Annotated in this window: 24 protein-coding genes and 1 other RNA gene; 15 read left to right on the top strand and 10 right to left on the bottom strand. The window is 65.6% G+C overall.

All coding sequences use genetic code 11. The features are described 5' to 3' along the window. Positions 1-2 precede the first annotated feature (2 nt). The 5 genes from AC3WN8_RS18875 to pnp all read left to right on the top strand — a co-directional run bounded on the left by AC3WN8_RS18875 (position 3) and on the right by pnp (position 4483). Complete coding sequence (locus AC3WN8_RS18875; RefSeq protein WP_492671019.1) at positions 3-389, top strand: DUF6491 family protein; 387 nt, start codon at positions 3-5, stop codon at positions 387-389. A 1-nt stretch (position 390) separates the two neighbouring features. After that, positions 391-750, top strand: a complete 360-nt coding sequence (locus AC3WN8_RS18870) for a DUF6491 family protein (protein WP_492671018.1) — start codon at positions 391-393, stop codon at positions 748-750. Positions 751-781: 31 nt separating this feature from the next. After that, complete coding sequence (gene truB, locus AC3WN8_RS18865) at positions 782-1678, top strand: tRNA pseudouridine(55) synthase TruB (RefSeq protein ID WP_492671017.1); 897 nt, start codon at positions 782-784, stop codon at positions 1676-1678. 24 nt (positions 1679-1702) lie between these two features. Then, positions 1703-1972: a 30S ribosomal protein S15 gene (gene rpsO, locus AC3WN8_RS18860; protein ID WP_492671016.1), complete on the top strand. Its 270-nt coding sequence runs from the start codon at positions 1703-1705 to the stop codon at positions 1970-1972. A 168-nt stretch (positions 1973-2140) separates the two neighbouring features. Beyond that, positions 2141-4483, top strand: coding sequence for a polyribonucleotide nucleotidyltransferase (gene pnp, locus AC3WN8_RS18855; protein ID WP_492671015.1), 2343 nt, complete (start codon positions 2141-2143; stop codon positions 4481-4483). A gap of 184 nt (positions 4484-4667) precedes the next feature. On the opposite strand, the gene AC3WN8_RS18850 is transcribed toward pnp, so the two are convergent. The 3 genes from AC3WN8_RS18850 to mscL all read right to left on the bottom strand — a co-directional run bounded on the left by AC3WN8_RS18850 (position 4668) and on the right by mscL (position 5943). Next, a complete protein-coding gene (locus AC3WN8_RS18850) occupies positions 4668-4937 on the bottom strand; it encodes a hypothetical protein (RefSeq protein ID WP_492671014.1) in 270 nt (89 codons plus the stop codon). Between the two features lie 190 nt (positions 4938-5127). Then, positions 5128-5468: a transfer-messenger RNA gene (gene ssrA, locus AC3WN8_RS18845) on the bottom strand. A 52-nt stretch (positions 5469-5520) separates the two neighbouring features. Further along, positions 5521-5943: a large conductance mechanosensitive channel protein MscL gene (gene mscL, locus AC3WN8_RS18840; protein WP_492671013.1), complete on the bottom strand. Its 423-nt coding sequence runs from the start codon at positions 5941-5943 to the stop codon at positions 5521-5523. Between the two features lie 119 nt (positions 5944-6062). On the opposite strand from mscL, the gene AC3WN8_RS18835 reads away from it, so the two are divergent. Genes AC3WN8_RS18835 through AC3WN8_RS18820 form a run of 4 tightly spaced genes read left to right on the top strand, consistent with a single transcriptional unit; the run spans position 6063 to position 8739 of the window. Beyond that, positions 6063-6662 carry a LemA family protein gene (locus AC3WN8_RS18835; RefSeq protein WP_492671012.1) on the top strand — a complete coding sequence of 200 codons (600 nt, stop codon included), beginning with the start codon at positions 6063-6065 and terminating at the stop codon, positions 6660-6662. 54 nt (positions 6663-6716) lie between these two features. Continuing rightward, positions 6717-7541, top strand: a complete 825-nt coding sequence (locus tag AC3WN8_RS18830; protein ID WP_492671011.1) for a TPM domain-containing protein — start codon at positions 6717-6719, stop codon at positions 7539-7541. Beyond that, on the top strand, positions 7541-8224 hold the full coding sequence (locus tag AC3WN8_RS18825) for a TPM domain-containing protein (protein ID WP_492671010.1): 684 nt from the start codon (positions 7541-7543) through the stop codon (positions 8222-8224). The genes AC3WN8_RS18830 and AC3WN8_RS18825 overlap by 1 nt, the downstream gene beginning before the upstream one ends. Then, on the top strand, positions 8221-8739 hold the full coding sequence (locus tag AC3WN8_RS18820; RefSeq protein WP_492671009.1) for an NUDIX hydrolase: 519 nt from the start codon (positions 8221-8223) through the stop codon (positions 8737-8739). Before AC3WN8_RS18825 ends, AC3WN8_RS18820 begins: the two co-directional genes overlap by 4 nt. A 193-nt stretch (positions 8740-8932) precedes the next feature. On the opposite strand, the gene AC3WN8_RS18815 is transcribed toward AC3WN8_RS18820, so the two are convergent. From AC3WN8_RS18815 to AC3WN8_RS18800, 4 genes are read right to left on the bottom strand one after another with little or no spacing between them, the layout of a single operon-like run. Further along, complete coding sequence (locus AC3WN8_RS18815) at positions 8933-9211, bottom strand: ETC complex I subunit (protein WP_492671008.1); 279 nt, start codon at positions 9209-9211, stop codon at positions 8933-8935. Between the two features lie 52 nt (positions 9212-9263). Continuing rightward, positions 9264-11714 carry an ATP-dependent helicase HrpB gene (hrpB, locus tag AC3WN8_RS18810; protein WP_492671007.1) on the bottom strand — a complete coding sequence of 817 codons (2451 nt, stop codon included), beginning with the start codon at positions 11712-11714 and terminating at the stop codon, positions 9264-9266. An 11-nt stretch (positions 11715-11725) separates the two neighbouring features. Beyond that, entirely contained in the window at positions 11726-12121 is a 396-nt protein-coding gene (locus tag AC3WN8_RS18805; RefSeq protein ID WP_492671006.1) for a DUF1801 domain-containing protein, read from the bottom strand. 10 nt (positions 12122-12131) lie between these two features. Then, a complete protein-coding gene (locus AC3WN8_RS18800) occupies positions 12132-13148 on the bottom strand; it encodes a polyprenyl synthetase family protein (RefSeq protein ID WP_492671005.1) in 1017 nt (338 codons plus the stop codon). Between the two features lie 97 nt (positions 13149-13245). Here AC3WN8_RS18800 and AC3WN8_RS18795 point away from each other — a divergent pair, with 97 nt between their 5' ends. Genes AC3WN8_RS18795 through AC3WN8_RS18785 form a run of 3 tightly spaced genes read left to right on the top strand, consistent with a single transcriptional unit; the run spans position 13246 to position 15212 of the window. Beyond that, complete coding sequence (locus AC3WN8_RS18795) at positions 13246-13527, top strand: chorismate mutase (protein WP_492671004.1); 282 nt, start codon at positions 13246-13248, stop codon at positions 13525-13527. A 6-nt stretch (positions 13528-13533) separates the two neighbouring features. Then, positions 13534-14412, top strand: coding sequence for an ABC transporter ATP-binding protein (locus AC3WN8_RS18790; protein ID WP_492671003.1), 879 nt, complete (start codon positions 13534-13536; stop codon positions 14410-14412). After that, positions 14409-15212: a hypothetical protein gene (locus tag AC3WN8_RS18785; protein WP_492671002.1), complete on the top strand. Its 804-nt coding sequence runs from the start codon at positions 14409-14411 to the stop codon at positions 15210-15212. Before AC3WN8_RS18790 ends, AC3WN8_RS18785 begins: the two co-directional genes overlap by 4 nt. Positions 15213-15341: 129 nt before the next feature. Here AC3WN8_RS18785 and AC3WN8_RS18780 read toward each other — a convergent pair whose 3' ends face one another. From AC3WN8_RS18780 to AC3WN8_RS18770, 3 genes are all read right to left on the bottom strand, one after another. After that, positions 15342-16724 (bottom strand): sensor histidine kinase, encoded by a 1383-nt coding sequence (locus AC3WN8_RS18780; protein WP_492671001.1) that lies wholly within the window; start codon positions 16722-16724, stop codon positions 15342-15344. 38 nt (positions 16725-16762) lie between these two features. Beyond that, a complete protein-coding gene (locus tag AC3WN8_RS18775; RefSeq protein ID WP_492671000.1) occupies positions 16763-17428 on the bottom strand; it encodes a response regulator transcription factor in 666 nt (221 codons plus the stop codon). A gap of 88 nt (positions 17429-17516) precedes the next feature. Beyond that, entirely contained in the window at positions 17517-17834 is a 318-nt protein-coding gene (locus AC3WN8_RS18770) for a hypothetical protein (protein WP_492670999.1), read from the bottom strand. Between the two features lie 108 nt (positions 17835-17942). On the opposite strand from AC3WN8_RS18770, the gene AC3WN8_RS18765 reads away from it, so the two are divergent. From AC3WN8_RS18765 to AC3WN8_RS18755, 3 genes are all read left to right on the top strand, one after another. Continuing rightward, positions 17943-19727, top strand: a complete 1785-nt coding sequence (locus AC3WN8_RS18765; RefSeq protein ID WP_492670998.1) for an ABC-F family ATP-binding cassette domain-containing protein — start codon at positions 17943-17945, stop codon at positions 19725-19727. A 217-nt stretch (positions 19728-19944) separates the two neighbouring features. After that, a complete protein-coding gene (locus AC3WN8_RS18760) occupies positions 19945-22305 on the top strand; it encodes a thiamine pyrophosphate-binding protein (protein WP_492670997.1) in 2361 nt (786 codons plus the stop codon). Positions 22306-22391: 86 nt separating this feature from the next. Then, positions 22392-24167, top strand: coding sequence for an SLC13 family permease (locus AC3WN8_RS18755; protein WP_492670996.1), 1776 nt, complete (start codon positions 22392-22394; stop codon positions 24165-24167). Positions 24168-24184: the final 17 nt, after the last annotated feature.

Below are 24184 nucleotides of genomic sequence, written 5' to 3'. Positions count from 1 at the left end.
CCATGACAATGTTCAGACTCGCACTCGCCGCGCTTGCCGCAGCGTCGGTCGCCACCGGCGCGCAGGCTGCGCCCCAGAAACCCCGCGCAATCGGCGTGGAGGCGCAGATTCCCTTCGCCGATCATCGCGGCATCCGCGATTTCCAGGCCGATGGCGACGATGCCCTGTGGATCCAGGACCAGCGACGCAACTGGTATCACGCAACGCTGTTCGGCCCATGCTTCGGGCTGCCCTATGCGATCGGCATCGGCTTCGTGACCAAGGGCACCAGCACGCTCGACAGGTTCGGTCAGATCGTCGTCGAGGGCCGCACCTGCCAGATCCAGACCTTCGTCACCTCGAACCCGCCGCCGAAGAAAGCCGACCGCAAGAAGAGAAAGGAAAGCTGAGATGAAAGCCCTGCTCATCGCGCCGCTGTTGCTCGTCGCATTTCCAGCCCAGGCCGAAACCACACCGCCATCGATCGGCGAGGAAGCCTCGATCCCCTTCGCCAATCGCGACGGGATCCAGGACTACAAGGCCGATGCCGATCGCGGCCTTTATATCCGCAGCATCACCGGCGAATGGTATTATGCCCGCACCATGGGCAAATGCGCGCGACTGCAATCCGCCAATGCCGTCGGCTTCGTGACCGCGCCCGGCGGCAAGCTCGATCGGACCGGCGCGCTGATCGCCCAGGGCTGGCGCTGCCAGCTCGACAGCCTGACCCGCTCCGAGGCTCCACCCAAAAAGGCGAAGCGCAACAGCTGACTTTTCCCGCGCCTGCAGCTAGGCGCTGCGGATGCATGGCTGGATCATTCTCGACAAACCTCTCGGGCTGGGGTCGACGCAAGGCGTTTCGGCGGTCAAGCGCGCATTACGCGAAGGCGGCTACCCCAAGCTGAAGGTCGGCCATGGCGGCACGCTCGACCCGCTCGCGACCGGTGTCCTGCCGGTGGCGCTGGGCGAAGCGACCAAGCTTGCCGGGCGGATGCTCGACGCATCCAAGATCTACGATTTCACGATCGGTTTCGGGGTGCAGACCGATACGCTCGATGGCGAAGGCAAGGCCATCGCCGAAAGCGAGGTCATGCCGACGCGCGCAACGGTTGAAGCGATATTGCCGGACTTCACCGGCCCGATCGAGCAGATGCCCCCCGCCTATTCGGCGCTCAAGGTCGACGGCAAGCGCGCTTATGATCTCGCCCGCGCCGGCGAGGATGTGGTGCTCGCCGCCCGACATGTGACCATCCATGCATTGACGCTGGTCGGTAGCCAGCCGAGCGATGGACCGATCGCCGCCGTCACGCTGAGCGCCAGCGTCTCCAAAGGCACCTATATCCGCAGTCTGGCGCGCGACATCGCATTGGCGCTCGGCACCGTCGGCCATGTCACGATGCTGCGCCGCGTGAAAGCCGGCCCGTTCACGCTGGATCACGCGATTTCGCTGGACAATTTGGCCGAAGCCGCTAAGGCCCGCCGACTTGAAGACATAACCTTGCCGCTGACGGCGGGGCTGGACGACATCCCGGCTCTACCCGTCACCCCCGATCAGGCAAGGCTGCTCCGCCAGGGGCAGGTCTTGATCGGGATTGCCGCCCAACACGGCCTCCATCTCGCCACCGAAGCGGAAACGCCGGTCGCGCTGGTCGAGGTTTCCGGACATGAAGTCCGGGTGGTGCGCGGCTTCAACCTGTGAAGCGATGTCGAAGGAAGAAATGACATGACGATTACCGCAGAGCGCAAGGATGCGCTGATCAAGGAACATGGCCGCGTGTCGGGCGATACCGGCAGCCCCGAGGTCCAGGTCGCGATCCTCACCGAGCGCATCACCAACCTGACCGAGCACTTCAAGACGCACGCCAAGGACAATCACTCGCGTCGCGGCCTGCTGATGCTGGTCAACAAGCGCCGCAGCCTTCTCGACTATCTGAAGAAGAAGGATAGCGGACGCTACAGCGAGATCATCGCGAAGCTGGGTCTTCGCAAATAATCGGAACGGCCCCGGTAACGGGGCCGTTCGCATATCCGGCCTGGCGCAATTCGGCGCCCTGGCCTGACCGACGGGCAGACTGAAACGTCCCGTCACAAGCGCGCCAAATCCGGCGCGTACACACGATGCACCGGATCGCATCTGGCGGTCCGGACGTAAGGAAAATCAATGTTCAACATGAAAACAGTCGAAATCGAGTGGGGCGGACAAACCCTCAAGCTCGAAACGGGCCGCGTTGCCCGCCAGGCCAATGGCGCGGTGCTCGCGACCTTGGGTGAAACCGTTGTGCTCTGCGCCGTCACGGCCGCGCGCTCGGTGAAGGACGGACAGGACTTCTTCCCGCTCACCGTCCACTATCAGGAAAAATATTCGGCCGCGGGTCGTATCCCGGGCGGCTTCTTCAAGCGTGAGCGTGGCGCCACCGAGAAGGAAACCCTGGTTTCCCGCCTCATCGACCGCCCGATCCGCCCGCTGTTCCCCGAGGGTTTCTACAACGAAATCAACGTCATCTGCCAGGTTCTGAGCTATGACGGCGAGAATGAGCCCGACATCCTCGCGATGGTCGGTGCCTCCGCCGCGCTGACGCTGTCCGGCGTTCCCTTCATGGGCCCGATCGCGGCTGCCCGCGTCGGCTATGTCGATGGCGAGTACATCCTGAACCCGACCGACGATCAGGTCGCCGCCGGTTCCCTCGACCTCGTCGTCGCCGGCACGCACGATGCCGTGATGATGGTCGAATCCGAAGCCAAGGAGCTTTCGGAAGAAGAGATGCTCGGCGCCGTCATGTTCGCGCATCGCGGCATTCAGCCCGTCATCGCCGCGATCATCAAGCTGGCCGAACAGGCCGCCAAGGATCCCTGGCCGATGGCCGCCCAGGCCGATCTGTCCGCCGCCAAGGACAAGCTGAAGAAGCTGATCGGCAAGGACATCACCGCCGCCTACAAGCTGACCGACAAGTCGGCCCGCTCCGATGCGCTCAATCTGGCCCGCGCCAAGGCGAAGGAGGCTTTCTCCGACGCAACGCCGCAGGATCAGATGGCCGCGCTGAAGCTGGTCAAGAAGCTGGAAGCCGAAATCGTCCGCACCGCCATCCTGAAGGACGGCAAGCGCATCGACGGCCGCACGACCACGCAGATCCGTCCGATCGAGGCCATTGTCGGCTTCCTGCCGCGCACGCACGGCTCGGCGCTGTTCACGCGCGGCGAGACCCAGTCGATCTGCACGACCACGCTCGGCACCAAGGACGCCGAGCAGATGATCGACGGCCTGACCGGCCTGCGCTACGAGAATTTCATGCTCCACTACAACTTCCCGCCCTATTCGGTCGGTGAAGTGGGCCGCTTCGGCGCGCCGGGCCGCCGCGAGGTCGGACACGGCAAGCTGGCATGGCGGGCGCTGCATCCGGTGCTGCCCACCAAGGACGAGTTCCCCTACACGATCCGCGTTCTCAGCGACATCACCGAGTCCAACGGCTCGTCCTCGATGGCGACGGTGTGCGGCGGTTCGCTGTCGATGATGGATGCCGGCGTGCCGCTGAAGCGCCCGGTTTCCGGTATCGCCATGGGCCTGATCCTCGAAGGCAAGAATTTCGCGGTGATCAGCGACATTCTGGGCGACGAGGATCACCTGGGTGACATGGACTTCAAGGTCGCCGGCACGTCCGAGGGCATCACGACGATGCAGATGGACATCAAGATCGCCGGCATCACCGAAGAGATCATGCGTCAGGCGCTGGCGCAGGCGAGTGAGGGCCGCGCCCACATTCTCGGCGAGATGGCCAAGGCGCTCGACCACACCCGCGAGGAACTGTCCGCGCACGCACCGCGCATCGAGACGCTGCAGATCGACAAGTCGAAGATCCGCGAAGTCATCGGCACCGGCGGCAAGGTGATCCGCGAGATCGTCGCCGAGACCGGCGCCAAGGTCGACATCGACGACGAGGGCCTGATCAAGATCAGCTCGTCCGACCTGTCGCAGATCGAAGCCGCCCGGAAATGGATCCTCGGCATCGTCGAAGAGCCCGAAGTCGGCAAGGTCTATGCCGGCAAGGTCGTCAACCTCGTCGATTTCGGCGCGTTCGTGAACTTCATGGGCGGCAAGGACGGTCTCGTCCACGTCTCCGAAATCAAGAATGAGCGCGTCGAAAAGGTCGCCGACGTCCTGTCCGAAGGTCAGGAAGTGAAGGTCAAGGTCCTCGAGATCGATCAGCGCGGCAAGGTCCGCCTGTCGATGCGCGTCGTCGACCAGGAAACCGGCGAAGAGCTGGAGGACACCCGTCCCCCGCGCGAAGCTCGCGACGACCGTGGCCCGCGCGGCGATCGCGGTGATCGTGGCGACCGCGGCCCCCGCCGTGACGGCGACCGCGGACGCGGTGGTCCCGGCGGCCGTGATCGCGGCCCGCGCCGTGACGGCGGCGATCGCGGTCCGCGCCGCGAGCGCAGCGAAGGCGGCAAGGACGAGGGCCCCGAGCCCGAGTTCGCGCCCGCTTTCCTGAAGCGCGACGACGACTGATCGCATCGCGACAGGCACAAAAAGGAAAAGGGGGCTTAACGCCCCCTTTTCTTTGCCTTCGGCAGACCTGCGCGTCGCGCGGATGCCTGCATGGAAATCTCAGATGGAAGGGGCCTGAAACGGGAAAGGGCCGGCACCGCAAGCGGTACCGGCCCTTCGAAGCTGAAACGGGGGACCGTTTCGCCTAGCTTGTCTTCAGCTGAGCCGCATTGACGTCGGCATCGTCGATCGCGTCGGCCGCGGCTTCGCCATTCTCGCGCACCGAATCGGCCTGATTCTCCAGCATATCCTCGGTCGCGTCATTGGTGGCGTTGTCCGCCAGGGCATCGAGCGCGTCCGCCTGATTGTCGGCATTCGCCTCGACATTATCGGCCAGCGCGTCGTCGCCCTTGCCGCCGCATGCGGCCAGAGCCACCAGGCTCGCCAGAGCAACCGATTTGAGAACTGTCTTCATTTCCGACCCCTGTACCATTGGGGCCGCGCAAACGTGCGCGGCGGAACAGGCTCAAATCGCGGGATGCCCAAGAGTTCCGATATTTGCGACGAACCGAAACGGAAAAGTGCAACATATCCGTGGCAGAGTGCCGGCGGAGACTGTCGGAAAAGGTCGGGGGGTTCTGTTGCCCGGCCCCCCCGGGGCCGCTGGATTCCGCTTCTGTTGCCCGGTGCGGACCGAACCGCGTTCAAGCCTTGTAATCTAAGCCGTTAGGCCTTGATTACGCGGCAATCGCGAGCGCCTCGTTGTCATTGGCACTTGTCGTTTTGAACGGTTTTACGGCGCATTCAGGCCGGGCAAAAACATCGTCTTTGAACACACGTCGATCCTGGTTCGGCCCCGTCAAAAGCCCGCCGAAACGGGTTTTTGGTGGAGCCGCCGGGTACTGCCCCCGGGTCCGCTGCATCTATTCCACGACATCATTCATCGCCATCTCCGGACAAGTCCGGCACAATCGATATAGGTGCGGATGCGCGAAATTGAAAGGGCGGGATGCCGCGATCGCGACACCCCGCCTCGATTCATTCCCGAAGATCCGCGCCTATTTGCTGCGCAATGCATCCCGGATTTCGGTGAGCAGTTCGACCTCGGTCGGCCCTGCCGGTGCCTCTTCCGCCTTCTGGTGGAAACGATTCGCGGCCTTGACCAGCATGAAGATGGCGAAAGCGACGATCAGGAAATTGATCACCTGGGTCAGGAAGGCGCCGTAGCCGAACAAGGGCACGCCCGCGGCCTTCAGCGCCGCATAGTCGGTCAGAGAACCGGCATAGCCGTCTGGCACGCTGCCGAGGATGACGAACATCGAGGAAAAATCGATATTGCCGAAGATCGCGCCGATGACCGGCATGATCAGATCTTCGGTCAGCGAAGTGACGATCTTGCCGAACGCTGCGCCGATGATGACCGCCACGGCGAGGTCGAGCACATTGCCGCGCGCGATGAACGCCCTGAATTCCTGGAACATCTGTCACTCCCTGTCTGCCTCGCCGCACAGATTCACCCACTATGGGGCCGAACGCAAGACGATTGCCGCATGCCGCGCCGCACTGTATTGCGTAGGCAGGACAGTCTTGAGGGATTCCCATGACCAATGATCGCCTTCGTTTCGCCCTGCTTGCGCCGCTCGCAGCGGTTTCGCTCGCCGGCTGCGGCATCAACAGCGTGCCCACGGCGCAGGAGAACGCCAAAGCGAAATGGGCCGATGTCCAGGCCGCCTATCAGCGGCGCGCGAACCTGATTCCCAATCTCCAGGCAGTGGTGAAGGGGGCCGCGGCCTCCGAAAAGGAAATCCTGACCGACGTGATCGAGGCGCGTTCCAAGGCGACGTCGATCCAGGTCAGCGCCGACGACCTGACCGATCCCGCCAAGGTCGCGCAGTTCCAGCAGGCGCAGACGCAGTTGAGCGGTTCGCTCAGCCGCCTGCTCGCCAATGTCGAGGCCTATCCCGAGCTCAAGAGCCAGGCCAATTTCACGACTTTCATGAGCCAGATCGAAGGCACCGAGAACCGGATCAACATCGCGATCCGCGACTATAATGGCGCAGTACAGAGCTATAACACCACGATCCGCACCTTCCCCGACATGATCGGCGCGAAGATCATCCACGGCGCCAAGCCGATGGTGCCGTTCGAAGCCAAGGCCGGCGCCGATGAACCGCCCCCGGTCGATTTCAGCAAGGGCTGATCGACACACGATGAACCGCCCGCACATCGTGTTGCCAGTCAGGAAGAAAGCCGCATGATGCGCCTGTCCGTCCTGTTCGCGTTCCTGTTCGTATTGCTGATGCCCGCAGCGCACGCGCAGACCGTTCCACCGGATATTTTCCCGAAGCTGGAAGGCCGGGTGGTCGATCAGGCCGGGCTGCTGTCGCCCGATCAGGTGCAGCAGATCAGCGCGCAATCCGATGCCCTCGAAAAAGCAACCGGGCGACAGTTCGTCGTCGCGACGATCACCGATCTCAAGGGTTTTGAGGTCCGCGACTATGGCTATCAGCTTGGCCGCCACTGGGGGATCGGCACCAAGGAGAATGACGGCGTCATCCTGCTGATTGCACCCAATGAGCGCAAAGTGGCGATCGAGGTCGGCTATGGACTGGAACCGATCCTGACCGACGCGCTGTCGAGCCTGATCATCAACCAGCAGATCCTGCCGCGCTTCAAGGGCGGCGACATGCCGGGCGGAATCATCGCCGGCGCCGATGCGGTCATGACGCAGATCGGCCTGCCACCCGAGGAAGCCGCGGCCCGCCAGCAGCAATTGCTGGCCGCAAACAAACAGACGCGCAGCCAGGGCGGCGGATCCCCGTTGATCCTGCTCTTCTGGCTGATCGTGATCGCAATGACCGTATTGCCGACATTGTACAGCGGCCTGCGGGGTCGCCGCTATCGCGGCGGGCGTGGGCCGGTCGTGATCTGGGGCCCCTCCGGCGGATGGGGGTCATCCTCCAGCAGCGATTCCTGGAGCAGCAGCAGCAGTAGCAGCTCGTCATGGGACAGCGGAGGCGGCGGCTTTTCGGGCGGCGGCGGGTCGTTCGGCGGCGGCGGCGCATCGGGGAGCTGGTGATGGCCAAGGTGAACCGACTGAGCGAAGCCGACCATGCGCTGGTCAGCAATGCCGTATCCGAGGCCGAACGCGGCACCGATGGCGAGATCGTGACCATCGTCACCGACCTGTCGGACAAATATCACGATGCCGGGCTGCATTGGGCGATCGGCGTCATGTTCCTGGCGCTCGCGCTGCTCGCGATCTTTCCCGAGAAGATCATCGCCATCCTCAGCTGGATGGCGAATGGCTGGGAACATGAATTCACGCTCGGTGAAATACTGCCCATCGTCTTCGCGGTGCTTACCGTGAAATTCCTCGCGGTCCGCTACATCCTCGCCTGGATGCCGCTGCGGCTGGCGCTGACCCCGCGCAGGACCAAGGCTCGCCGCGTCCACGCCCGCGCGATCCAATATTTCAAGGTCGGCGCAGAAAGCCGGACCGCCAAGAAGACGGGCGTGCTGATCTACCTGTCCATGGGCGAGCATATGGCGGAGATCGTCGCCGACGAAGCGGTGCACCGCGCGGTGCCGTCGGAGGCCTGGGGCGAAGCGATGGCGGCATTGATCGACGAAGTCCGCGCCGGGCGCCCGGGCCAAGGCATGGCGGCGGCCGTGCGGCAAGTGGGTGCGATCCTCGCCGCCCATTTCCCCAAGGATGCGACCGATCCCAATGAAATCCCGGACAGGCTGATAGAATTGTGAACGAACCGATCGAGACCAGATGGGAAGGCCGCTTCATCGCGGTCAAGACGCAGGGCAAGTGGGAATTCGTCTCTCGCGTCCGCGGCATCGAAGCGGCGGTGATCCTGGCCATCGACGACGGTCATGTCCTGCTGGTCGAGCAATATCGCGTGCCGCTCACCGCCAATTGCCTCGAACTGCCCGCCGGATTGGTTGGCGACGAGACCGAGGGCGAAGCGATCGAGATCGCCGCCGGGCGCGAACTGGAGGAAGAGACCGGCTATCGCGCCGCACGGATCGAAACGGTCGGCCGCTTCGCCTCGTCGCCCGGCATGGTTTCCGAAACCTTCACGCTGGTGCGTGCGCACGGTCTGGAAAAGGTCGGCGACGGCGGCGGCGTCGAGGGCGAGAACATCACCGTCCATCGGGTGGAACTGTCGAAGATCGCCGACTTCATCGCCGGGAAGCGCGCCGAGGGATGCATGATGGATGTGAGGATGCTGACCCTGCTTGGGCCGGGGCTTTTGGGGAGCTGAACCGATCCATCACTCCAGCGAAGCCTGAAAACTCAGGTCGAAACAAGCGTCAATCTCGTGCGACACAGCCAACCGTGTCATCCCCGCGAAAGTGGGGATCCAGCTATTCCGTGAAGCATCAGGAAAAAGAAGAAGAAGCTGGATTCCCGCTTTCGCGGGAATGACACCCGAAGGGCGCTACCAACCGAACCCGTTACCGGAAATTGTCCGCATAAGCCTGAAGCTTGAGAGTCCGCCCCGGCGCAGGAACGACGTGGCAGGCGATGCCCTCGCGATCGGCATAGGCCTTGGCGGCTTCCGCGCTCGGGAAGGTCAGCTTCACCTGTTCGCGCGTGTCGCCCGAACCGGCCCAGCCCATCAGCGGATCGGGCCGCTTGCGCTCGGCGGGCTCGAACTCGAGCACCCAGCTTTGCGTGCGTGCCTTGCCCGACTGCATCGCGTTCTTGGGAAGCTGGTAAATCCGTGCGGCCATCTGTCTGCCCTCTTGTCCTTGCCCAGCCCCATACACAGGGCACGGCGCGGCTTCAACGCCGCGCGTCCGCCTTCTTGGTCCTGAGCGTCGCATTGGCGGCGGCGGGATCCTCGGGCCAGGGATGCCGGGGATAGCGGCCACGCATCTCCTTGGCGACCGCATGCCAGCTTCCCGCCCAGAAACCCGGCAAGTCGCGCGTCGTCTGGATCGGCCGGCCGGCGGGGGACGTGAGGCTGAGCACCAGCGGCACACCCGCGGCCATGGGGTGGGTCGCAAGGCCGAACAGCGCCTGGACCCGGACGGTCACGGTCGGGCCGGCCTCGGCTTCGTAATCGATCGCATGATGGCTGCCGGCCGGAGTCGCGAACTCGGCGGGGGCGAGCGAATCGACACGCTTGCGGCCGTCCCAGCCAAGCAGTGCGTCAAGCGTGCCCGACAGCGCCGCACCGTCGATCTCAGACAGGCGGCGCTTGCCGGCAGCCAGCGATGGCAGCCATTGATCGAGCGTCACCGTCAGCGCTTCATCCGACAGGTCGGGCAATTCGGGCGCGAAGCGGCGGGCAAACCCGGCGCGGCGGCGCAATGACCGGGCATTCTCGCTCCACGGCAGCAGATCGATGCCGTGCAGGCGGACACCCTCGACCAGTGCCGCGGCGATCGCCTGTGGATCGGCCTTGGCGTCCTGCCCCTTGGCGAGCTGGATCGCGCCCAGCCAGCGCCCCTGCAGCGCCCGTACGCCCCCCGTCGCCGGATCGAAGCTCACATGCGCGCCGCTTTCGATGCGATCGCCGAACAGCGCCTCGATCGTCGCGAAATCGATCGCCGCGGCGGACAGGATACGTGCGCCCTGCGCAACGCCCTGGATCTCGGCCACGGCAAGCCAGTCCTCACGCGCGAGCGGCGATGCCGGATCGAGCCGGAAACCGCGACCGCCGACCGAGATCCAGTCGGCACCGTCATTGCCGCGCCGCCTCGACAGCCGATCGGGAAAGGCAAGCGCGACACAGGCACCGATTTCTCCGTCACCTCCGCCCCCATTTGCGCCGCCGCCGACGAGTTTCGCCCATCGTTCGGCCAGTCGCCGCCCCGATTCGGCGCGCTGCCCGCGCTCGTTCCGCCAGCGCCGCAGCCGCAATTCGAGATCCGCATCCTGCCCGCCGAGCCCACGTTCGGACAAAAGCACCGCGATCTGCGCGGCGAGCCGTCCCCAACCGCGTGCACCCGCCTCGACCAGCATATGGGCAAGGCGCGGCGGCATGGGCAGCTTGGCAAGCGCCGCGCCATGGCGCGTCGGGCGACCGTCGCCGTCGATTGCCCCCAGCGTCTCCAGCCGTCTGCGCGCTTCGGAGATCGCGGCATCGGGTGGTGGATCGAGCCAGGCCAGGCTGCGCGGATCGCTCACGCCCCATAGCGCGCAATCGAGCATCAACGGCGACAGGTCGGCTTCCAGTATCTCGGGCGGATCGAACCGTGGCAGTCCGGCGGTCGCAGCCTCCTCCCACAAGCGGATCGCGACGCCCGGCCCCTGTCGCGCGGCGCGGCCGGCGCGCTGCGTCACCGATGCCTGGCTGGCGCGTTCGGTGACGAGCCGGGTCATGCCCGCCGCGCGATCGTAACGCGGGCGACGGGCGAGCCCCGAATCGACGACGACACGAACACCATCGAGCGTCAGGCTGGTCTCGGCGATTCTGGTGGCAAGCACCAGCTTGCGCCGCCCCACCGGCCCGGCCGCGATCGCCACGCGCTGCGCGCCGGGGTCGAGCGTGCCGTGCAGCCGGTGGAGATCGACATCCGCCGGCAATCCGGTCAACCGCTCCGCGGTCCGCTCGATCTCTGCAACCCCGGGCAGGAACGCAAGCACCCCGCCCTGCTCCTCTGCCAGAGCGCGCCGGATCGCAGCCGCCATTTCGTCCTCGATCCGCGCCTCGGCACGGCGGCCAATATGGCGCAGGGTCAAGGGATAGCTGCGCCCCTCGCTCTCGATCACAGGCGCATCGCCGAGCAAGGCCGCGAAACGTGCCCCGTCGAGCGTCGCCGACATGGCAACCAGGCGCAAATCGGGCCGAAGGCCGCCCTGCGCGTCGCGCGCAAGCGCCAGGCCGAAATCGCTGTCGAGGCTGCGTTCGTGAACCTCGTCGAACAGCACGGCCGAGACACCAGGCAATTCGGGATCGGCCTGGATGCGATTGCGGAAAATGCCTTCGGTCAGCACCAGGACGCGTGTCGCCGCCGACTGGCGGCTGTCCATGCGCGTCGCATAGCCGATCGTGCCCCCCACCGATTCGCCGGCAAGCTGCGCCATCCGCTCGGCGGCGGCGCGCGCAGCCAGGCGGCGGGGCGAAAGCAGCAGGATCTGGCCGGTGCACCAGGGTTCGGCGAGCAGAGCCGGCGCCACCGCGGTGGTCTTGCCCGCGCCCGGCGGCGCGACCAGCACCGAATTGGGCGCATCGCGCAAAGCCGCAAGCAGTGCGGGCAGGACGGCGTGGATCGGAAGATCGGTCATGGCGGCGCGGTTCAGAGCGCCTGTGTCGGCCTGGTGGGATCGCCCAATTCCGCATTGAGCGCCGCAGCGGCGGCCGCAAGCCGCGTAATCTGGGCCGGATCGACCTCGGTCTCCTGCGTCATCACCAGATTGCCGAGCTCATATTTGCCGCTCGGCCTGATCCGCGAATCGAGCTGGGTCAGCCGCTTGCCGCGCCAGAAGCCGAGCAGCACGCGATGATCCTCGGCACGGATCAGCATGCACAGGCCGTTCGAAACGAACACCAGATTGCCCCATTTGATGATTTCGTCGAACGCGGCGCCCGCATTCACCGCGGCGCGCAGCATCTCGACGCGCATATGCTGCCAGCCGGTCAGCGCGGAGACATAGGCGTCGGGGCTTGCCGCCGCCGCCGTGCCGCGCATCATCGGCCCGGCCTCAATAGGCCCGCGCGATCGCGAACTCGACCGCCTCGACCAGCGCGGCCTTGGCCTGACTCGCCGGGAAGAGGCCGAGCGCATCGATCGCGCGCTGCCCGTAATGGCGCGCCCGCTGGAGCGTGTCGGCGATCGCACCGGTGCTGTCCAGAAGCGCGGTTGCATGCGCCAGATCGGCATCGCTGATGCGATGGCCGTGCATCGCATCGCGCCAGAATTTCCGATCTTCCTCACCGCCGCGCGCATGCGCGAGGATCACCGGCAAGGTCACCTTGCCGTCGCGGAAATCGTCACCGACACCCTTGCCCATCGTCTCCTCGTCCGAGGAATAGTCGATGGCGTCGTCGACCAGCTGGAACGCGATGCCGAGATTGCGGCCATAGGCGTCGAGCGCCTCTTCCTCAGCTTCGCTGCGCTCGGCGACGACCGCCGCGATCCGGCAGGCGGCAGCGAACAGCGCGGCGGTCTTGGCGCCGATGATCTCGAGATAACGATCCTCGCGCGTCTCCACCTGGCGTTGCGCGGTGAGCTGGTTCACTTCGCCTTCTGCGATCACCGCGGAGGCGTTGGACAGGATGCGCAGCACCTTGAGGCTGCCATCCTCCACCATCAGCTCGAACGACCGGCTGAACAGGAAATCGCCGACCAGTACGCTCGCGGGATTGCCCCAGATCATGTTGGCGGTGCGCCGGCCGCGACGCAGGTCCGATCCGTCGACGACATCGTCATGGAGCAAGGTGGCGGTGTGGATGAACTCGACACAGGCCGCCAGCTTGTGCTGCCGCGTGCCCGCATAATCGAGCATCCGCGCGCAGGCGAGCGTCAGCATCGGGCGCATCCGCTTGCCGCCGCCGGCGATCAGATGACCGGCCAGTTCGGGGATCAGCGGGATATCCGACTGCATCCGCGCCAGGATCACGCTGTTGACCTGATTGAGGTCGCCGGCGACCAGCGCCATCATCGGCTCGAGCGAAGGAACGCGGCCGTTGGGCGCGAGACGGTGGATGGTTGCAGACATGCGGCGCGATGTGGCGCGGAGCGCTGCGATATGCAAGCAATATGGCCTTGCTTTCGCCGACGGCTCCCCCGAAAAGCCGAGCGGACAGGGAGGCCCCATGACCGACGACCGGCTGACGCGCTATCGCGAAAGCATCGACAATATCGACGCAGCACTCGTCTTCATGCTGGCGGAGCGCTTCAAGATCACGCAGGCGGTGGGCGAATACAAGGCGCAGACCGGCCTGCCCCCGGCGGATCCCGGTCGCGAGGAACGCCAGATCACCCGGCTGCGCGCGCTTGCGCAGCAGGCGAATCTCGATCCCGACTTCACCGAGAAGTTCCTGCGCTTCATCATCGACGAAGTGATCCGCCACCATCAGGGCATGCAGGCCGGCTGATCCGCCATGACCGACGCGGTCATCGAAGCGCGGTCGGTCGCCAAACATTATGGTGCGGTGTCCGCGCTTGCCGGTCTCGACCTTCGGATACCCAGAGGCGGGGTCTTCGGCCTGCTCGGCCCCAATGGCGCGGGCAAATCGACATTGCTGCGAATCGCACTCGATCTGGTGCGGCCGAGCGCGGGCGAAATCCTGCTGTTCGGTGCGCCGGTCGATGCAAAAACGCTGCGCCGCGTTGGCGGCTTCATTGAGGCACCACGCTTCCACCCCTATCTGAACGCCATGCAGACGCTTCACAGCGTCGCATTGACGGCGGGCATCGGCGCGCCCGATGCCGAAGCGCTGCTCGAACGCGTGGGACTGGCCGAGGCGGCGCATCGCCGCGTCGACGGCTTCTCCCTGGGCATGAAACAGCGGCTAGGCATCGCCTGCGCACTGATCGGCGGGCCCGAGTTGGTGATCCTGGACGAACCCACCAACGGCATGGATCCGGCGGGTATTCAGGATATCCGGCGGCTGGTCCGCGATATCGCCGATCGCGACGGCGCAACCGTGCTGCTGTCCAGCCATCTGCTCGATGAGGTGCAGCGGATCTGCGACCATGTCGCGATCCTCGACCATGGCCGGCTGGTGACGAGCGGGCCGATCGGCGAATTGCTGGGGTCGGACGAGATATTGAGGATCTCCGCGGTCCCAATGGAGCGGGCGCTCGCCATTGCCGGGCAAGGGGCCCGACAGGACGGCGAGGCGCTGTTGGTTCCGATCGCGCGTTCGGCGGCGCCCGGCCTTATCGCCGCGCTGGTCGAAGCGGGCGTCGCGATCAGCGAAGCACGCTGGGTGCGGAGCGATCTCGAAAGCCTGTTCTTCGAAAGGACCGGCCAGTGATGCTGCACCAGGCCATTTCGGGCGAGGCGTATCGGACCATCCGCAATCCCCGCGCACTTTTCTGGGCCTATGCGATCGTGCCGCTGTTCATCCTGATCTTCGGACTGGGCCTCGAGCTTGCGGTGAGGATCGAGACATCCGCGGTCCCGACCACGATCGAGCCGATCCGGCTCGCAATCCGTTCGCTCGGGGCCGGCGGCAACGCGATCGCGCAGCTTTTCTACGCGATCGGCGCGGCAGCGCTGGTCGCCAATGACTATCGCTGGGAAAGTTGGCGGCTGATCGCCCCGCGCAATGCGCGATCGAACCTGATCCTCGCCAAATATAGCGTCTATCTCATATGCGCGGCGGCAAGCCTGGCCGCGATCGTCGGTGTCGAATTCTTCTCGGCACTGGCCGGCAGCATCGCAAAGGGCGCGCCGGTCGCCTGGGTGGTCACCGATGGGCCGGGCTGGACCGCGCTGGCCGCGACCTGGGCCGCATCGCTGGCCGAACTCGCCGCGCTCGGCGCGATCGCAATGGCGGGCGCGGTGGCGACGCGGTCGCTGCTCGGCGGTGCGATGCCGGCCTTTCTGTTCTCGCTCGGCCAATCGCTGCTGCTCGCATTCGCCCAGCCCCCCGCCGGGATCAATCGCGCGATCCTGCTGCCCGTGCATGCCGGCGATCTCGCGCGCGGCTGGGCGCAGGGCGGCGCATATGTCGATGCGATCGCGGGCGCGGCGATGCTGCTGCTCTGGGCCGCCGTCATGCTGGCCGCATCGATCATCCTGTTCTCACGCCAGGATCTGTCGCGCGAATAGAGCGAATTGCAGTTCTACAGCAGGCTGCGCGAAGTGTGAATCGCGCAGCCTGCTGTAGGTCTTTGCTGTCGTATCGCTTGATGCGGAAAACCGGTCCCCACTTTTCCGCGCGATGCTTTAAATCGGGAATCAGGGGGCGGCGGGCAGCCTCAACCGCACCATCAATCCGCCCAGATCCTCGCTTTCCTCAAGCAGGACCGCGCCGCCATAGATCTCCGCCACGTCGCGCACGATGGCGAGGCCGAGGCCGGTGCCGGGTTTGCCCGTGTCCAGCCGGACGCCGCGATCGAAGATGCGCTGGCGCTCGCCCTCGGGGATGCCCGGGCCGTCATCCTCAACCAGGCATTCGACATAGTCGCCGCTGCGCTGCACGGTGACGAACACGCTGCCGCCACCATATTTGGCGGCATTCTCGATCAGATTGCCGAGCATCTCGTCCAGATCCTGCCGCTCGGCATGAACCGCCAGGTCGCGCGGTCCGTCCATATCGAAGCGGACATGGGCATAGAGCCGCCCTACCGCGCGCTCCACCGCTTCCAGGCTCTGCCACACCACCGCGCGGCTATGGGCGTGGCCACGCCGGCCGACGGCGCGGGCGCGGGCGAGATGGTGATCGACCTGGCGACGCATGGTCGATGCTTCGCGGATCACGGTCTCGGGCAGGTCGGCGGCATGGGCGGTCGCCGCATTCATGATCACGGTCAGCGGGGTCTTGAGCGCGTGGGCCAGATTGCCGGCATGCTCGCGCGCTTCCTCGGCCTGTTTCTCATTGTGCGCCAGCAGGGCGTTCAATTCCTGGATCAGCGGCTGCACCTCGTCGGGCATCGCTTCCTCGACGCGATTCGTCCGTCCCGCACGCATCGCACCGATCGCCTCGCGCAGTTTCTTGAGCGGCCACAGGCCGTAAAATGTCTGCAGCGCGGCCATGACGATCAGGCCGAGGCCGAGCAAGGCGAAGCTGCGCACCAATGTGCGCCGCAATGTCTGGATCTGGTCGTCGAGTCCGTCGCGGCTCTGCGCGATCTGGAAGCGCCAGATCATCGGCGAATCGGGCAACTGGATGTCGCGCTCCATCACGCGCAGCTTCTGATCCGAGAATTCGTTGCTGTCATAGGTGTGGATCGCCGAATCGCGATGCGCCGCGCCCGTGCGCAAGCGCCGGTCCCATAATGAGCGCGAGGGGAAAGGTTCGATGCCCTTGCCGCTGACTTGCCAGTAAAGCCCCGAATTGGGCTCGAGGAAACGCTGATCGGCCAGCGGGCGGCTGAAGCGGACTTCGCCGACCGGCCCGATCTCGGCCGATGCGATCATCGAGTTGAGCACATATTCCATGCCCGCATCGAAATTGCGCGTGATCGCAGTGGTCAGCACGCGATCGAGCGCAAGGCCGCCGCCCACCAGCAACAGCAGGATCCACAGCGCCGCAACGCCGATCATGCGCCGGCTGAGCGAACCCGTGTTGCGCTGCTTCGGCAGCTTGGCGGACGAGGGGGCGGCTTCGGCTTCAGACATCGGCGCCGGCATGAATTGCCGTCAGCATGAGCGCGTGATCACGCCTCCGGATCCTCGAGGCTGTAGCCCAGGCCACGAATCGTGGTGATCACATCGGGGCCCAGTTTCTTGCGGATCCGCGTCACGAACACCTCGATCGTATTCGAATCGCGATCGAAATCCTGATCGTAGATATGCTCGATCAGTTCGGTGCGGCTGACGACCTTGCCCTTGTGGTGGAGCAGATAGCTCAGCAGCTTGTATTCCTGCGCGGTCAGCTTCACCGGCGATCCGGCGAGCGTGACCTTGCCCGACCGCGTATCCAGCCGGACATCGCCCGCCACCAGTTCCGACGAGGCATTGCCCGACGCGCGGCGGATCAGCGCGCGCAGCCGGGCGATCAGTTCTTCCGACTGGAACGGCTTGGCGAGATAATCGTCGGCGCCGGCGTCGAGCCCGGCGACCTTGTCGGACCAGCTGTCGCGCGCGGTCAGCACCAGCACCGGCATCACCTTGCCCTCGCGGCGCCAGCGATCGAGCACGGTCAGGCCGTCGATCTCGGGCAGGCCGAGATCGAGCACCACTGCGTCATAGCTCTCGGTCGAGCCGAGGAAATGGCCGTCTTCGCCATCGGTCGCGAGATCCACCGCATAGCCGGCGCCCTCGAGCGTGCTGCGGAGCTGCTGGCCGAGGCTCGGCTCGTCCTCAACGATCAAAACGCGCATCTTTTCCCCTTTTTGAAACGGGTGTTCACCGCAACCCTACACCGGGGACGCGGACCTTGTCGAAGGCCTAGAGCCTGATCCTGGCAGCCTAACGCCCCGAGCGGCCGACTTCGCGACCGTTACGTGCATCGACCTCGACCCAGAAGACCTTATAGTCGCGCTGGAATTTGAGGCGATAGATCGCCCGCTCCTCGTCGAATTCCGGGCTTGCGCGCAGATATGCCGCACCGCTCGCCTCATAGCGGGGCACCACCATCGCCTCGATGCGATGCAGCGGCATCACCTGCCCCTTGCGGCTCGCATCATAGGCCGAATCCTGATCGCCACGACGCGACTGAGCCTGCGCGGCGACGTGCGGAAGCGCCGTCGAAAGCGCGAGTCCAAGCGATAGAAGAAGACGAGTCATTGCGTTCATGGGCTTGTGGCATAGGGAGAAAGCGTTGAATAGGCCATGAATAGCCGGTTCATCGAACCGCGATTTCACACCTCGATTCCAAGGTTTCCAGAGCATTCCATGTCAGCCCCTGTCCTTGCCTATGAAGATCTTGGCCTGATCCAGGGTTCGGGATGGCTGTTCCGCCATCTCGACCTGTTCGTCGGCCCGCGCGACCGCCTGGCCCTGATCGGGCGCAATGGCGCGGGCAAGACGACCCTGCTCAAGCTGATCGCCGGCGCGATCGATTCGGACGAGGGACGCCGGACGATCGTGCCGGGCACCAAGGTCGTGCTGCTCGAACAGGAACCGGCCATGGCCGGACACAAGACGCTGATGGACTATGCGGTGTCGGGTGACATGCCACCGGAAGCGCATGACGTCGCCGCGATCGCCGACCAGCTCGGCATCGATCTCGGTCGCCCCGCCGACACCGCGTCGGGCGGCGAGCGCCGCCGCGCCGCGATCGCACGCGCGCTGGCCTTCGACCCCGACATATTGCTGCTCGACGAGCCGACCAACCATCTCGACATCGCCGCGATCGACTGGCTGGAGGATTGGCTGGGGCGCTATCGCGGCGCCTTTATCGCGATCTCGCACGATCGGACCTTCCTGACCCGGCTGACCCGGCAGAGCCTGTGGCTCGATCGCGGCACGCTGCGCCGGCACGAGATCGGTTTCGGCGGCTTCGATGCCTGGACCGAGAAAGTCTATGAAGAGGAAGCCCGCAACGCCCAACGGCTCGACGCCAAGCTGAAGCTGGAGGAACATTGGCTCCAGCGCGGCGTCACCGGCCGGCGGCGGCGCAACCAGGGGCGGCTCGCCAAGCTGAAGGAGATGCGGGCCACGCGCGCCGCGATGCTCGGCCCGGCCGGCACTGCCGCCTTGTCGATCGGCACCGACGACGTCCGCACCAAGACGGTGATCGACGCGGTCGGCGTCACCAAGCGCTTCGGCGAGCGCGCAGTGATCAAGGACTTCTCCTTCCGCATCCAGCGCGGCGACCGGATCGGCATCGTCGGCAGCAACGGCGCGGGCAAGACCACCTTGCTCAAATTGCTCACCGGCGAGATCGAACCCGACGAAGGCAGCGTCAAGCTCGCCAAGACACTCGACGGCGTGATCATCGACCAGCAGCGCAGCCTGATGGCGCCCGACAAGACGGTACGCGACGTGCTGGCCGACGGCGGCGACTGGATCGAGGTGCTCGGCGCCAAGAAGCACATCATCGGCTATCTCAAGGAATTCCTGTTCGAGCCTGGCTTGGCCGACGCCAAGGTCGGATCGCTCTCCGGCGGCGAACGCTCGCGCCTGCTGCTCGCGCGCGAGTTCGCGCGGCGCAGCAACCTGCTGGTGCTCGACGAACCGACCAACGATCTCGACCTGGAAACACTCGACCTGCTGCAGGAAGTGATCGCCGATTATGAAGGCACGGTGCTGATCGTCAGCCATGATCGCGACTTTCTCGACCGCACCGTCACAGTGACGCTCGGTCTCGACGGATCGGGCCATGTCGATATCGTCGCTGGCGGTTACGAGGATTGGGAACGCCAGCGCAAGGCGCGGCTTCAGCCTGCGCGGAGCGCGGCGAAGGCAGCGCCCCCACCCCCACCGCCGCCGGCCAGGGCGAAGACCAAGCTCAGCTACAAGGACCAGCGTGACCTGGACTTGCTGCCCGGCCGGATCGAGGAGATCGAAGCCGCGATCGCGCGCGACGAAGCGGCGCTGGCGGATGCCGATCTCTACACGCGCGATCCCAAGCGCTTCGCCGCACTGACCAAGGCGATCGACGATGCGCGCGCGGAACGCGATGCGGCCGAGATGCGCTGGCTGGAACTGGCCGAGATGGCGGAAGCACTGGATTGATCCACTGTGTCATCCCCGCGAAGGCGGGGATCCAGCTTCTTCTTTGTTCTGATATTTCCCGGAAAAGCTGGATTCCTGCTTTCGCGGGAATGACAAGAAAGAATGGAGTATCCAAAACTTGCGCACACGCCTCACCACTCGAAATGACGATTCAAGTTGATGCATTCGAGTTCCACGGATTAGGACAGGTTTAGCGTCCTTTTTACGGAACCCGACCATGGCCCCTTCGAAGACCCGTATCGAAAGCTCCGCAGCGCGTGCCGAACGGGCACGGCGGGTCACCTATCTCGAATGGATCGACGCGCGGCTGCGCTGGCTATCGGCCTGGACGATCCACAATGCCAATCATCTGCGCGACAGCCGCGACGGGCTGAAGGTCGGCGGGCACCAGGCGAGCTGCGCATCGATGTCGACGATCATGTCGACGCTCTATTTCCACGCGCTCGGCCCCAACGACAAGGTCGCGGTGAAGCCGCATGCCGGTCCGCTGCTCCACGCCATCCATTATATGCTGGGCAACCAGAGCCTTGATCAGCTTCAGCGCTTTCGCGGGCTTGGCGGCGCGCAAAGCTATCCCAGCCGCACCAAGGACAGGATTCCCGTCGATTTCTCGACCGGATCGGTGGGCCTCGGCGTCGGCATCACCGCCTTTGCCAGCCTGGTGCAGGATTATCTGATCGCGCATGGCCGCCTCGCCCCCGAAAAGGCGGGCCGCATGATCGCGCTGATGGGCGATGCCGAACTCGACGAAGGCAATATCTACGAATGCCTGATCGAGGGTTACAAGCACGACATCCGCAATTGCTGGTGGATCATCGACTATAATCGTCAGTCGCTCGACGCGACGACAGCGGACCGCATGTTCCGCCGCTTCGACGATATCTTCGAAACCTGCGGCTGGCGCGTCGTCACGCTGAAGCACGGCAAGCTGCAAAAGGCGGCGTTCGCGCGGCCCGGCGGCAAGGCGATCGAGCAATGGATCGATACCTGCCCCAATGCCGAATATGCGGCACTCACCTATCAGGGCGGCGGCGCCTGGCGCGAACGGCTGATGCGCGACATCGGCGCCGATCCCAAGGTGGCGGCGCTGATCGCCAGCTATGATGATGCGGCGCTGTCGCAGCTCATGACCAATCTGGGCGGCCATTGCGCCGAATCGCTGGCCGAGGCGTTCGACCGCGCGCAGGACGACCGGCCGACGGTGTTCATCGCCTATACCGTCAAAGGCTATGGCCTGCCTTTCGCCGGCCACAAGGACAATCATGCCGGGCTGATGAACCCGAATCAGGTCGAGGCGCTGCGCCAGGGCCTGGGCATCGCCGAGGGCGACGAATGGGCGCCCTATGCCGGGCTTGGCGACAATGCCGCCGCCGAACTCAAGGCGTTTGTCGATGCGTCGCCGCTGGGCGCGGCGAACCGGGCGGAGGCCGCGCCCGCGGTTCCCGTGCCCGCGATCCCGGTGCCCGAGGGCGCCGAGCAATCGACGCAGGCGGCGTTCGGACGCATCCTGCTCGACCTGTCCAAATCGGGCCATCCGATCGCCGACCATATCGTCACGACCTCACCCGACGTCACGGTTTCCACCAATCTCGGCGCCTGGGTGAACCAGCGTGGGCTGTTCCGCCGGCAGGAGCTGAAGGATGTCTTCCAGCTCGCGCGTATCCCTTCGGCGCAGAAATGGATCGGCCATGGCGCCGGCCAGCATGTCGAACTGGGCATCGCCGAGCAGAATCTGTTCCTGACGCTCGCCGCGCTCGGCCTGGCCGCGCCGCTGTTCGGCACGCGGCTGCTGCCGATCGGCACGGTCTATGATCCCTTCATCTCGCGCGGCCTCGATGTGCTCAACTATGGCTGTTACCAGGATGCGCGCTTCCTGCTCGTCGCCACCCCGTCGGGCCTGACGCTCGGGCCGGAGGGCGGCGCACACCAGTCGATCAACACGCCGCTGATCGGCATCGGCCAGCCGGGCCTCACCTATTTCGAGCCCGCTTATGCCGACGAGCTCGCCGCGATGATGGAATGGGCGTTCGACCATATGCAGGCCGACGGCGGCGGCTCGGTCTATCTGCGCCTGACCACGCGCACCCTCGATCAGGTGGAGCGCACCGGCACGGGCTGGCGCGACGACGCATTGAATGGCGGATACTGGCTGAAGGAGCCCGGCGAAGGCGCGGCACACGCGATCATCGCGACGGGCGCGATCATGCCGGAGGCGCTTGCCGCCTGGGAACAGCTCAGCGAGGATCTGCCGGGCATCGGCCTGCTCAACGTCACCTCGCCGGACCTGCTGCAGCGCGGCTGGTCCGCGCAGCGTGCCAATCGCTGGACGAAGGGCAAGGCCGGCGCATCGCACGCCGATGCGCTTCTCGGCCGTCTGGCGCGCGACGCATCGCTGGTGACGGTGATCGACGGCAGCCCGACATCGCTCGCCTGGCTCGGCGGCGTACGCGGCCACCGGGTCAGCCCGCTCGGCCTCGACCGGTTCGGCCAGACCGGCGACCTGCCCGATCTGTACCGCACCTATCGCCTCGATGCCGATGCCATCGTCGACGCCATGGCGGAACTGATCCTGGACTAACCCGCTTTTATCGGGACCAATTTCCCGCCCGGGGCGTTTAGCTTCGGGCGGGGCCGTCCGGTCGCGCTTGCCCGTCCGGAGCCGCGATGACCCAACCCCAGATGCTCGCATTCGCAATCCTCGCGGGCATGATGCTGCTCTTCATCTGGGGACGCCTTCGCTATGATCTCGTCGCGATCCTTGCGCTGCTCGCCTCGATCGCGGCGGGCACGGTCCCCGCGAAGCAGGCCTTTTCGGGCTTTAGCGACGATATCGTCATCATCGTCGCGAGCGCGCTTGTCGTCAGCGCCGCGGTCGCCCGGTCGGGGATCATCGAACGGACGCTCATCCGGCTGACCGCCGGCATCACCCGCGTGCGCTGGCAGCTGACCATCCTGGTCTCGTCGGTCACCTTTCTCTCCGCATTGGTCAAGAATATCGGTGCGCTCGCGATCCTGATGCCCTCTGCCTTTCGCCTGGCGAAACGGTCCGACGTGTCGCCGTCGGTCTTCCTGATGCCGATGGCGTTCGGATCGCTGCTCGGCGGCCTGATCACGCTGGTCGGCACATCGCCCAACATCATCGTGTCGCGTGTCCGTGAAGAGATGACCGGCGAGCCGTTCGCGATGTTCGATTATACGCCGGTGGGTCTCGGCCTCGCGCTGGTCGGCATCATATTCCTGCGCTTCGGCTATCGCATGCTGCCGCGCGACCGGCGCGCGGCGCCGACCATGGGCGAAGCGCTCGATATCCAGGATTATACGACCGAGGCGACCATTGTCGAAGGTTCGCCCCTCGCGGGCCGGACCGTGGCTGCATTCAGACATGATCTCGGCGATGTGGAGCTGACCGGCCTGTTACGCGGCGACGGCAAGCGCGAGGCGCCGTCGGGCCGGATCGTGTTGAAGGACGGCGACACGCTGGTGATGAAGGGCGAGCCCGACGCGCTGGAACGCGCGATCGCAGCGAATGGCCTGGCTCTGGCCGGACAGGATCGCGCCCTCGTGACCGAAACCGCCGCGGCGGATGTCGGTGTGATCGAGGCGGTGGTGACCGCCGATTCGGTGCTGATCGGTCGCGCGGCGGAGAAGGTCGCGCTCCATGACCACTATGGCGTCAATCTGCTCGCCATCTCGCGTTCGGGCGACCGGCTGGTGCGCGGGCTCGGCAATACGATGCTGCGCGCCGGCGACGTCATCGTGTTGCAGGGTGCGCTCGACACGCTGCCCGAACAGCTCCGCACGCTCGGCTGCCTGCCGCTCGCCGAGCGGCCGCTGCGCCTGGGGAGTGCGCGGCAACGCTTCCTGCCGATCGCGATCCTCGCGGCGGCAATGGCGCTGACGGCGACGGGCCTCGTCCCGGTCGCGGTCGCATTCTTCGGTGCCGCGGCGCTCGTCATGCTGACCGGCGCACTGCCCGTGCGTGAAGCCTATGCCCATATCGAATGGCCGATCCTCATCATGCTGGGCGCGCTGATCCCGGTCAGCGAAGCCTTGCAGACGACGGGCGGGACCGAGTTGATCGCCAACTGGCTCTCCGCGACCGCCGTCACGCTGCCGCCATGGGGAGCGGTCGCGCTGATCCTGGTCGCGGCGATGGCGGTGACGCCCTTTCTCAACAACGCCGCGACCGTGCTGGTGATGGCCCCGATCGCCGCCACATTCGCACAGGATCTGCAGATGCGCCCCGATGCGTTCCTGATGGCGGTCGCGGTGGGCGCGGGCTGCGATTTCCTCACGCCGATCGGACACCAGTGCAACACGCTGGTGATGGGGCCGGGCGGCTACCGGTTCGGCGATTATGCGCGGCTGGGCGCACCGCTCAGCCTGCTCGTCCTGATCGTCGGCGTGCCGCTGATCCTGGCCTTCTGGCCGGTACGCTGAAAGCGCAAGATCCGGAA

The organism is Sphingobium sp. FW305-3-2-15-F-TSA7 (assembly GCF_058787155.1).
Note: the sequence above shows the minus strand (reverse complement) of the source record. Positions and strands in the feature narration are given on the sequence as shown.